The sequence below is a fragment of the Pseudomonas sp. R28(2017) genome, from assembly GCF_002112505.1.
Lineage (GTDB): Bacteria > Pseudomonadota > Gammaproteobacteria > Pseudomonadales > Pseudomonadaceae > Aquipseudomonas.
Genome location: NZ_NEHW01000014.1, coordinates 116110 through 126513 on the forward strand (window position 1 = coordinate 116110; position 10404 = coordinate 126513).

The following is a 10404-nucleotide window of genomic DNA, read 5'->3' on the forward strand; positions in this document are numbered from 1 at the left end:
GAGAAACACCATGAAACCCTCGATGGCAATCAAGCCTCTGGTTTTCGCAATTGCTGCGGTCATGGCTGTTGCTGCACAAGCCCAACAAAACGATCGTCGTGGTCACGATCACCACAACAACCACACACCACCCGCACGTGCGGTGCTGACCGATGCCACTGCCAATGCCAATGACGGTCAGAGAAGCACTGGCAACACTATCAGAAACCAAGGCACCATCAACGAAGCCGAGATGAGCAGCTCGGGCACTGGCGCCAGCGGCAACGTGGGCGTCAACGTGGCGGCCGGTAACGGCAACCAGCAGGCCAACGCATCGGCTATCGCCAATACCTCGTCCGACAACGCGGCGATCGACAACAGCTTCGTCTTTGGCACCTCCACTGCCACTGCCGAGATCACCCAGCGCAGCAACAACAACAAGGTCAACAACTGGTCAACCCAAAGCTCCGCCATCATGAGCGGTTCGGCTGAGGGCAGCAGCGGCAACCTTGGCATCAACATCGCTGGCGGCGATCTCAACCAGCAGAAAAACAGCATGGCCATCGCCAACAACGCCGCAGCCATCGGCAACTCCACCGCCACTGCTTCGGCCAACCAAAATGGCCCTGGTCTGGAGGTGAACAACTCGGCCGACCGCACCTACACCGTCGATACGCTGACCTTCACCACTTCTTCGAGTGGCTCGTCCTCGCGTAGCGGTTCGTTCGATGCCAGTGTCGACAAGAGCTCCAGCTCGAGCTACAGCGCGTCGGGCAGCCAGTCTGCCAGCGCCAGCGGCAGCAAGAGCAGCAGCTCCAGCGGCTCGACCAGCATGACCGCCAGCGGCTCCAACAGCAGCAGCTCCAGCGGCAGCAACAGCATGAGCGCCAGCGGCTCCAACAACTACGCGGCAAACGGCTCTTCCAGCCGCGACCACAGCTCGACCTCCAACACCACCGTCAGCGCATCGCTCGATGCCAGTGCCAATGGCAGCGCCTCGTCGTCGCAAACCTTCGGCAACTTCACTCGCTCGCGCAGCAGTGACTTCGACGCCTCGCTCAGCGCTTCGCTGGATGCATCGGTCGACAAGTCGCATGACTCGTCCAGCAACTCCTCGTTCGACAAGTCGCTCAGCTCGTCCTTCGACAGGGCCTATGACTCTTCGTATGACCGCAGCCATGACTCGTCCTATGACAAGTCTCGCGATACGTCCTACGAGAAGGCCAACGCATCGGCTTGGGATAAAGCCAGTGAATCGGCCTACGAGAAAGCCGGCGAGAAAGCCTCGCAGTCGTCGGACAGCATCTCGAAGAGCTTCAGCGAGTCTAGCGAGTACGCGCTGAGCAACACCGTATCGTTCCAAGTACTGACCCCGACCGGCTGGGCCAACCCTGTGACCAACACCGCCACCCTGAGTGGATCGGTAAACGGTGGCAGCGGCAACCTGGGCGTGAACGTGGCAGCGGGTGTAGGCAACCAGCAAAGCAACTCGCTGGCCATCTCCAACACCTCGATGTAACAACTGCGGTCTGGAGGCTCCCTTCGGGGAGCCTCTTTCTAACAAGAAAAAGGCAGGGGGCGTCGAACATGCGCATTATCGCCTTGGCATTTCTGCTGTGCATCGCCAGTGTCAGCGAAGCCTCTCAGATGCCGTTGTCCGTACTGCCAGGTGGTGCAGTGATCTACAAACCGATCCAGAGCATCCGCGAACGCAAGTTCGCCGACCTGGTCCAGCAGAAAACCGATTTCAGCTGTGGCGCGGCATCCCTGGCGACCATCCTGCGCCAGGCCTACTGGCTGGACGTGGATGAGCACCAGGTGATCGAGGGCATGCTTGCGCATGCCAACGAGGACCTGGTCCGTACCCAAGGGTTTTCCATGCTCGACATGAAGAAATACGTGGAAAGCCTGGGCATGCGGGCACGCGGCTACAAGGTAGCCCCCGACACGCTGCACAGCATCCGCATTCCGGTGGTCGTGCTGATGGACATCCGCGGCTACAAGCACTTCGTGGTCATGCAGAAAGTCGACAGAGGCTGGGTCTACATCGGCGACCCGGTACTGGGCCACAAACGCTTCAAGCTCGACGACTTCGTCAAGGGCTGGAACGGCATCATCTTTGCCGTGATCGGCCAGGGTTACGACAAGAACAATATCCTGCTCGACCCGCCGCTGCCGCTGAGCGCCAAGAATCGCATCAGCAATTTCACGCCGGTGCAAGACGCAGAGTTGATGGACTTCGGTTTCATTCAAAGCGACTTCTTCTAACGACTTAGGGCGAGACGCGCCGGGAGCATCCCATGAAGACTTCCCTGTGGCTGGCAGCCATCTGCCTCGCCGCCAGCCTGCCGACCCATGCAGAAACGTTCAAACCCATCGAACTGAAGGACCAGGAGCTGGCCAACCTGCGCGGGCGCTATGTGATGCCTGGGCGAATCGTCAGCTTCGGCATCGTCATGAGCAGCACCTGGCAGAATGCCAATGGTGAAGTGATCGGTGCGACATCCACGATGCAGATCCAGCAATCGACCATCAAGCCGCAGTTCTATGTGTCGATGATCGATGAAAAAGGCGCTGGCAACAGCCAGGCCAGCAGCACCGGCACCGGAACCGTCACGGGCGGCAGTGGCCTGAACACCACCGAGGGCGTGACCCAGGTGGTACGGGCGGCTGGCGACTTCAACATGGCCCACAACAACGTCGACATCAACGTCACCAAGGGCAACCAAGCGCCGGCCGACCAACCGCAGGGCCAGGCCCTGGCGGCGGGCTCAACGTTGCTGGGGGCCAATGGCGCGGGCTCGATGAGTGTTTCGTCCAGCGGCACCGGGGTGCAGATGAACATCATCGCCAGCGGCAACCAGGGCAGCAGCCTGCAGCGCCTGGGCCAAGGTGGGTTGATGCAGAACACCACCCTGCTGGGCAGCAGCAACCGGGTCAGCAACCTGACATCGCTCAATGTCGTGCTGCGTGACAATGCGCCGATGGCCGGTTCCGTGAGCGCCAATCTTGAGCAGCTCAAAGGCCTTCGCAATCTCGGATACTGATCTACGCTCAAGTCTCATCGTATGTAGTCAGAAGGGACGGCTAATCCATGCACCGTTTGTTGACGTTCAGAGCTTTGGTTTGCGTTACGACATTGGCCCCGGCCACTCTGCTACAGGCGGCAACCGACCCTCAGGTCGAAGCACTCAAACAGGAACTGATTGCGCTGAAACAGCGCTACGAAGCCCAACAGAACGCACTGATGGTGCTGGAACAGCGGCTCAAGCAGGTCGAGGAGGCCCCCGCCCAGCCGGCACCCAAGCGCCTGACCAAGTCCCCGGCGGAGGGGGTAAAAGGTGGCCAGACCGTGGCCACCGGCACGCCGGGCAACAGCGGCAGCTCCTACGGGCAATCGCTGCAGGACAACTCGGAGCCGGCGCAGAGCGTGTCCAACCTGTATGACGAAGCCAGCGGCTTCTTCGGTGGCGGCAAGTTCAGCGTCGAAACCGGGCTGACCTACACCCATTACGACACCCGCGCACTGACCCTCAACGGGTTCCTGGCACTGGACTCGATTTTCCTGGGCAACATCAACATCGACCGCATCAAGGCCGATAACTGGACACTGGACCTGACTGCCCGGTACAACGTGGATCAACGCTGGCAGTTCGATATCAACGTACCAATCGTCTACCGCCAGTCCACCTATTCGTCTGGCGGCGCAGGCGGTGCGGCAGGCACCACCAACGACGAATCGGTGACGCGTGACCCCGCGATTGGCGACGTCAACGTCGGTATTGCCTACAAATTCCTCGACGAGGACGAAACCTGGCCCGACGCCGTGGCCACCTTGCGTGTGAAGGCACCGACAGGCAAGGACCCCTATGGCATCAAGTTGATCCAGAGCCCTGGCAACGACAACCTGGCCGTGCCGGAGGATCTGCCAACCGGCAACGGTGTCTGGTCGATCTCGCCCGGCCTCTCTCTGGTCAAGACGTTCGACCCGGCCGTGCTGTTCGCCAGCCTGCAATACACCTACAACATGCAGGACTCGTTCAGCGACATCAGCCCACAGGTCAATACCAAGGTGCCAGGGGACGTGAAACTGGGTGACTCGTGGCAGATCGGCGGGGGTATCGCGTTCGCCTTGAACGAGAAGATGAGCATGTCGTTCTCGGTAACCGACCAGTTCTCCCGCAAGAGCAAGATCAAACCTGACGGTGGTGACTGGCAATCGGTTACCAACAGCGACTACAACGCGGCCAACTTCAACGTCGGCCTGACCTTTGCTGCTACCAATAACCTGACGATCGTGCCGAACTTGTCGATTGGCCTGACAGATGATGCGCCGGACTTTTCCTTCAGTCTGAAATTCCCGTATTACTTCTGACAGCCGGGGCGCATCGCGCCCCCAATTGGTTACCAACCTTGTAGCCAACGGCTTTCCTGGTATCGGCCTGTTATCATCGCGCACAGATATGTGACGATTTCATGGCAAAAAGGAAAGTTTTCGTGAAGAACCTGCAAGGCCCACCACGCACCCGGCTGCTGGCCCTGACAACGCTGGTGCTGGTGATCCCGCTGGTCGTGCGCGCCCTGTTGGGTTGGTCCAGCCCGTATGGCTACCTGTCGGACCTGGCGCTGGGCAGCCTGCTGGTGCTGCTGTTGCAGCGCCGCCCGTGGTGGCTGGCGCTGCCGGTGCTGCTGGCCTGGGCGGCGCTCTGGGTGGCCTCGGCCGAACTGGTCAGCGCCGTTGGCAGGCTGCCGAACAGTGCCGACCTGGCCTACCTGTTCGACCCGCAGTTCATGGAAAACTCCACCGGTGGCGGCCTGGCCCATGCCTGGCTGCCCATCTTGCTGGCGGGCGGCCTGCTGGCCTGGCTGGGCAGCGCCTGGCGCAGCCGACGGCAACCCGGCGCCAAGTTCGCACGCAAGGCCTGGGCCATCCCGGCACTGCTGTTCGCGGCGCACTGGGGCAGCCAGCAGCTCGCGCCCAGCGAAGCCGACCAGTGGCGCCAGTACAATCTCGCCCATCAGTTGCTGTCTGCCGCCACCGGCGACCTGCAACGTCACGTCCAGCACTGGGCTGGCCACGCGCCCACGATCACGCCGTTGCCAAGCGCTGGCCTGACCCAGCATGACCTGAGCGGGCAAAGGCTGCTGGCAGCGCCGGGCCGCGCCCGCAACCTGCTGGTGATCACCCTGGAAGGCATCCCGGGTGCCTATGTGCGCCCCAACCGCCAGGCCCTGCACAGCCGTTTCGATGAAGACCTGATGCCCAGGCTCAGCCAATGGGCTGAACGCGGCATGAACACCCCGGACTACGTGTTGCACACGCACCAGACCATCCGCGGCCTGTATGCGATGCTGTGCGGCGACTACGACAAGCTCGCCAACGGCACGCCCAAAGGGGTCGAGCTGCTCACCCAGCACCAGCGCAACCAGGCCTGCCTGCCGGCACAGCTGCGCCAGGCCGGCTTCACCACCCACTACCTGCAAGGCGCAGGCCTGCGCTTCATGGCCAAGGACCGGATCATGCCGCACATCGGCTTCGACTCGGTGCATGGGCAGGAGTGGTTCAGCAACGACAACTACCTGGAGTTCCCGTGGGGCAAGGATGATCGGGCGTTCTTCGAAGGGGCCCTGGATTATGTCGGCCAGTTGCGCCAGCAGGAGCGCCCGTGGATGCTCACCTTGCTGACCGTGGGCACGCACCAGCCCTACTCCGCCCCCGAGGACTACCTGCAGCGTTACGACAGCGCCAAGCAAGCGGCGGTCGCCTACCTCGACGATGCGATCGGCGCGTTCCTCGACAACCTCGAACGCCAGGGCGTGCTCGAGGACACGCTGGTGGTGGTCACCTCGGACGAATCCCACGGTATCGATGGCATACGCCTGGCCTCGTCCTGGGGCTTCAACCTGACCCTGGCACCCGAGCAGGCACAGCTGCCGCACATCAAGAACGGGACCTACGGCCACATCGACCTGGCCACCTCCCTGCTCGACTACTTTGCCCTGCCCATCCCGGTCGCGCTCGGTGGGCGTTCGCTGTACCGCGATTACGACAGCGGCCGGGAGATGATTTCCTACACCAACGGCATGCTGCGCTACCACGATGGCAAGGGCGTGTTCACCGAATGCGACTTCCAGCAGCGCTGCCGGCGTTACGACAGCCCGGGCTTCATTGCCGACCAGGCCAGGTACCTCGGCCCCGGTGACGGCGCCCTCGGCGCACAGATCGGTGCATTGGCCGGGGTGCTCGACCAGTCCCTGCTGCAAACACCGCTCAACCTGCGTTACCAGTTCGGCGGCCCGTCCGCCATTCAACTGCAGGCGCGCATCCACGACGACTGGGCAGACAACCTGATCGGCGCGCAGTACCTGGAGATGCCCGAGGGCTCGCACACCCGGGTGCGGGTCAAGGTGCGTGCGCTGGATCCGCAGCACGCGGCCTACATCCAGCTCAAGGCCAAGGAACTGGAGCAGGACGTGCCGCTGGGGTTGCCCGAGGAGATCCGGGTGACAACCGACGAACCGCTGGAGATGGAGTTCGGCTTCGATAACCCGACCGTGCGCAAGGCGTTTTCCTTCCATTTGCTCGGTTATGGCGGCGGCGAAGTCGAGATCAGTGATTTCAGCGTGATTACCGCGCTACCGGGCGAAGAGGAGCCGTTGGACGACCTGTCTGACGGGCATATCGCCCAATCCAGCTGATCAGCGAATCTGGTGCTTGTGCAGCAGCCGGTAGAAGGTCGGCCGCGATACCCCAAGCACCTTCGCGGCAATGCTCATGTTGTTGCTGTGCCGGTCCAGCACATCGCACAGCGCCTGGCGTTCGGCCCGGTGCTTGTAGTCTTCCAGGGTACCCAGCGGCTGCTCTTCCTGCTCCAGGCCCTGCAGGCCAAGGTCCTGGGCCTCGATCTGGCGCCCTTCGGCCAGCACCAGCCCGCGCCTTACCCGGTTGGCCAGCTCACGAACATTGCCCGGCCAGTTGTGGCGCCCCATCGCTGCCAGTGCATGGTCACTGAATGACCGCGGCCTGCGGCCGGTTTCCAGGCTGTAGAAGTGGGAAAAATGGTTGGCCAGCATCGACAGGTCACCATGGCGGTCCCGCAGCGGGGCCGTCACCACTTGCAGCACGTTGAGCCGGTAGTACAGGTCTTCGCGAAAGCGCCCCTGTTCGATGGCTTTTTCCAGGTCCATGTGGGTTGCTGCCAGTACCCGTACGTCGACCGGTATCGGCTGGCTTCCACCGACCCGCTCGATGTGCTTTTCCTGGAGAAAACGCAGCAAATTGGCCTGCAACTCCAGGGGCAAGTCGCCAATTTCGTCGAGGAACAAGGTGCCACCATGGGCCGCCTCGATCCGCCCCACCTTGCGCTGGTGGGCGCCGGTAAAGGCACCTTTCTCGTGCCCGAACAACTCGGACTGGATCAGGTTCTCAGGGATCGCCCCGCAGTTGATGGCGATGAACGGCATTTCGCTGCGCTGTGATTGCCGGTGCAACGTGCGCGCCACCAACTCCTTGCCCGTGCCGCTCTCACCGCGGATGAGGACCGGGGATTCGGTCGGCGCCAGCTTGCCGAGCAACTTGCGCAACTCCAGGATCGGCCGGCTGTCACCGAGCAGTTCATGTTCAAGCCCGTCCACCCGCACCGCGCCCTTGCCGCGCAGGCGGGCCATGCCGAACGCCCGCCCCAGCGTCACCAGCACGCGGGAGAAGTCGAACGGCAAGGTATGAAAATCGAAAAACCACTCACAGACGAAGTCACCGACATTCTGCATGCGCAACTGCTCGGCGTTGAGCACGGCAATCCACTCGGTGTTGCTGCGCTTGATCATGTCCTTGACCGCGTCCGGATGCCGCAGGTGCGATGCCTGCAGGCGCAACAGGCCGATATCGCATCGGTGCTCCAGGGCCAGCTCCAGGCCACAGCTGTGAACCTCCCAGCCGGCACTTTCCAGGCCGGGTAACAGACGGTGGCAATCGTCGCAGGGGTCGACGATGAGCAAGCGACGCAGAGCGGCAGTCTCGTGCATGACCGTTCCTTGGCGCCAATTGTTAGTTTTTTACGTGAAAACAGTAAGTTGCGGCGCCGAATTAACAGTAGCAACGAACTTGACGCTCCCCACGACCGTCTGTCTGCCGGATTCTGCCAGGCCAGACCCGTCCGGGAATTTTTCATATTTATTGGCGTCACAGCCGGCGCCGGTAAACGAAAAAATGTGTAACCGGCAAAAAATTTACATGGCCTGTGTGACTCCACCCCTAACTTGGAGCATCAGTACGAATAACCCCGCGCTGCGGATCGCGATAACACCTGAAGCGACGTAGCAGTCAAGCGGACCTTATTTCGATGTTTGGGACCATAGAGAGACCGAACCATGAATGCCCCGCTCCGTGTCAACGAAGCTCTGCTGATTGCCGACCACGCGTTCGAACCTTTCCAGTGCGTGGCCTGGGATGCGCCTAACGGCACCGGTGAACTGAGCCTTGCGGTCATCGACCGGACCAGCACCCGTATTGGCAGCAAGCAAGTGTCGTCGCGTATCTATTCGGACCCTGCGCAATGGGCCAGCCTGATCGAAGAAGTGCGTGCCGAACTGTGCCAGAAAGGTTATGACCTGCAGCCTTGGTCGATGCCCAAATAATATTGATGTGCCCCTGCAAGTGCGTGCCCGGCACGCACTTGAACAACTTTTAGTGGCCCCGCCAGGCAACTTTCTTATTGCGACATAGTGTCGCGCCTGCCCCTTTCGCTTCACTCACTCCATTACCTTGAATTGCTCAAGATGCTGATACTCGGCCCGTAGTTCCGTGGCCAACTGTTGTGCCCGCCCGAGGCGAACGGGCGCCAATTCCATGTCCACCAATACGGTGGCGCAAGGCATGGGTTGCACAGCATGCCAACGCTGCAGGCGACCATCGGTAAAGACCAGGCAGCGCTGCAACTCGTGGGGGTGGACTTTTTGCCGCGCCTGCAGCCAGCGCCGGGCCTGCTCGAGCGCCGCGATCAAAGGCGTGCCACCGCCAGCCCCCAGCGCCTGCAACCAGGGCTGCAGGCTTGCCGACGCCTTGAGCCCATGACGCTGCCATTGCGGTGCGCCACCGCTGGCGGTCAGCAAGGCAAGGCGGGCGCGCTGCCGATAGGCCTGGTCGAAAAGCTCTGCCAGCAGCCCTTTGCACTGCCCCAGGGCCTGATGGCGCCGGGTCGAAGCCGAGGCGTCGACGATCACCAGCCACAATTCACTGGCCTGGGCTTGGCGCTGTTGCCAGCAGAGGTCCTGGCGCAGCGTCGGGCGCCCCTTGAGCAAGGTCGGCAGCCAGGCCACCCGGCCAGAGGATGCCACACGGGCGCGGCCACGACTGGCGCCGGCCAGTTTGCCGGCTCGGGGCATGGCATCCGCCAGCTTCACACCTGGTTGACGGATGCTCAGGGCTTTTTTGCCCAGTTCGGCACCTCTCGCCGCGCGCCGCTGCTGACAGGCTGCGCGGGCAGCGCCCCCCAGTCGCCCTGCCCGCCCTCGCCCGGCCTGTCGCGGCCATCCGCTGCACCTGGCGGCGGCGCGGAGGCTGGCGCATCAGGCGCCGTGCGGCGGCGATGGCGCAAGGCGAACTCGGCCACGGCCTCGACATCCCCTTCCTCGATCGCCTGCCCACCGCGCCAGGCGCAATGGGCACGGGCGGCGCGCAGCCAGACCAGGTCGGCACGCAGGCCATCAACCCCGGCAGCAAAGCAGCGCTCGGTGATCCAGGCCAGCGCCTGATCGTCCAGGGCGATCGCCGCCAGCCCCTGGCGCGCCGCCTGGCAGCGTTCGCGCAGTTGCGCCTGGGCGCGGGCCCACTGTTCACAGAACGCCTGCGGGTCGCTGTCGAAGGCCAGCCGCCGGCGAATGATCTGCTGCCGTGCCTGCGGGGCGGGCAGGCCTTCGAGCGCCACATTCAGGCCGAAGCGGTCGAGCAGTTGCGGGCGCAACTCGCCTTCCTCGGGGTTCATGGTGCCGATCAGCACGAAACGGGCACTGTGCCGATGGGAAATGCCATCGCGCTCGATGCGGTTGGTGCCACTGGCGGCCACATCCAGCAACAGGTCGACCAAGGTGTCGGGCAGCAGGTTGACTTCATCGACATACAGCACGCCGCCATCGGCATGGGCCAGTACGCCGGGAGAAAACTGCGCCTTGCCCTGGCCGAGTGCGGCATCCAGGTCCAGCGTGCCGACCAGGCGCTCTTCACTGGCCCCCAACGGCAAGGTCACGAACGGGCCCTCGCCCAGCAGGTCGGCCAGGCCGCGGGCCACGGTGCTCTTGGCCATGCCACGCGGGCCTTCGATGAGCACGCCACCAATCTTCGGGTCGATGGCGGTCAGGCAAAGGGCCAGCTTGAGGTCGTCGGCACCGACCACGGCAGCCAGCGGAAATTGTACGGGTTCACTCATT

General features: G+C 62.8%; 9 protein-coding genes. 6 read left to right on the forward strand and 3 right to left on the reverse strand.

Annotation, left to right across the window (positions count from 1 at the left end):
- Positions 1 to 10 precede the first annotated feature (10 nt).
- From CAF78_RS28600 to CAF78_RS22675, 5 genes are all read left to right on the forward strand, one after another.
- The gene (locus tag CAF78_RS28600; protein ID WP_085678283.1) at positions 11 to 1498 is read left to right on the forward strand and encodes a heme utilization protein; all 1488 of its coding nucleotides are present in this window, start codon (positions 11 to 13) and stop codon (positions 1496 to 1498) included.
- A gap of 68 nt (positions 1499 to 1566) precedes the next feature.
- A complete protein-coding gene (locus tag CAF78_RS22660; protein ID WP_085678286.1) occupies positions 1567 to 2247 on the forward strand; it encodes a C39 family peptidase in 681 nt (226 codons plus the stop codon).
- Positions 2248 to 2279: 32 nt separating this feature from the next.
- The gene (locus CAF78_RS22665) at positions 2280 to 3026 is read left to right on the forward strand and encodes a hypothetical protein (RefSeq protein ID WP_085678290.1); all 747 of its coding nucleotides are present in this window, start codon (positions 2280 to 2282) and stop codon (positions 3024 to 3026) included.
- A 47-nt stretch (positions 3027 to 3073) separates the two neighbouring features.
- Positions 3074 to 4354, forward strand: a complete 1281-nt coding sequence (locus CAF78_RS22670) for a transporter (protein ID WP_085678294.1) — start codon at positions 3074 to 3076, stop codon at positions 4352 to 4354.
- Positions 4355 to 4476: 122 nt separating this feature from the next.
- Positions 4477 to 6678: an LTA synthase family protein gene (locus CAF78_RS22675; protein ID WP_085678297.1), complete on the forward strand. Its 2202-nt coding sequence runs from the start codon at positions 4477 to 4479 to the stop codon at positions 6676 to 6678.
- Here CAF78_RS22675 and CAF78_RS22680 read toward each other — a convergent pair whose 3' ends face one another.
- Positions 6679 to 8004: a sigma-54 dependent transcriptional regulator gene (locus CAF78_RS22680; protein WP_085678300.1), complete on the reverse strand. Its 1326-nt coding sequence runs from the start codon at positions 8002 to 8004 to the stop codon at positions 6679 to 6681.
- A 345-nt stretch (positions 8005 to 8349) separates the two neighbouring features.
- On the opposite strand from CAF78_RS22680, the gene CAF78_RS22685 reads away from it, so the two are divergent.
- On the forward strand, positions 8350 to 8616 hold the full coding sequence (locus CAF78_RS22685) for a hypothetical protein (RefSeq protein ID WP_027919312.1): 267 nt from the start codon (positions 8350 to 8352) through the stop codon (positions 8614 to 8616).
- A gap of 114 nt (positions 8617 to 8730) precedes the next feature.
- On the opposite strand, the gene CAF78_RS22690 is transcribed toward CAF78_RS22685, so the two are convergent.
- A complete protein-coding gene (locus tag CAF78_RS22690; protein WP_085678384.1) occupies positions 8731 to 9363 on the reverse strand; it encodes a VWA domain-containing protein in 633 nt (210 codons plus the stop codon).
- Between the two features lie 35 nt (positions 9364 to 9398).
- Positions 9399 to 10403, reverse strand: coding sequence for an ATP-binding protein (locus tag CAF78_RS22695; protein ID WP_085678303.1), 1005 nt, complete (start codon positions 10401 to 10403; stop codon positions 9399 to 9401).
- Position 10404: the final 1 nt, after the last annotated feature.

What these genes read in the sequence shown, in the direction of transcription:
- CAF78_RS28600 (WP_085678283.1), top strand. Translation starts at nt 11, where the DNA reads ATGAAACCCTCGATGGCAATCAAGCCTCTGGTTTTCGCAATTGCTGCG.
- CAF78_RS22660 (WP_085678286.1), top strand. Translation starts at nt 1,567, where the DNA reads ATGCGCATTATCGCCTTGGCATTTCTGCTGTGCATCGCCAGTGTCAGC.
- CAF78_RS22665 (WP_085678290.1), top strand. Translation starts at nt 2,280, where the DNA reads ATGAAGACTTCCCTGTGGCTGGCAGCCATCTGCCTCGCCGCCAGCCTG.
- CAF78_RS22670 (WP_085678294.1), top strand. Translation starts at nt 3,074, where the DNA reads ATGCACCGTTTGTTGACGTTCAGAGCTTTGGTTTGCGTTACGACATTG.
- CAF78_RS22680 (WP_085678300.1), bottom strand. Translation starts at nt 8,004, where the DNA reads ATGCACGAGACTGCCGCTCTGCGTCGCTTGCTCATCGTCGACCCCTGC.
- CAF78_RS22685 (WP_027919312.1), top strand. Translation starts at nt 8,350, where the DNA reads ATGAATGCCCCGCTCCGTGTCAACGAAGCTCTGCTGATTGCCGACCAC.
- CAF78_RS22690 (WP_085678384.1), bottom strand. Translation starts at nt 9,363, where the DNA reads ATGCCCCGAGCCGGCAAACTGGCCGGCGCCAGTCGTGGCCGCGCCCGT.
- CAF78_RS22695 (WP_085678303.1), bottom strand. Translation starts at nt 10,403, where the DNA reads ATGAGTGAACCCGTACAATTTCCGCTGGCTGCCGTGGTCGGTGCCGAC.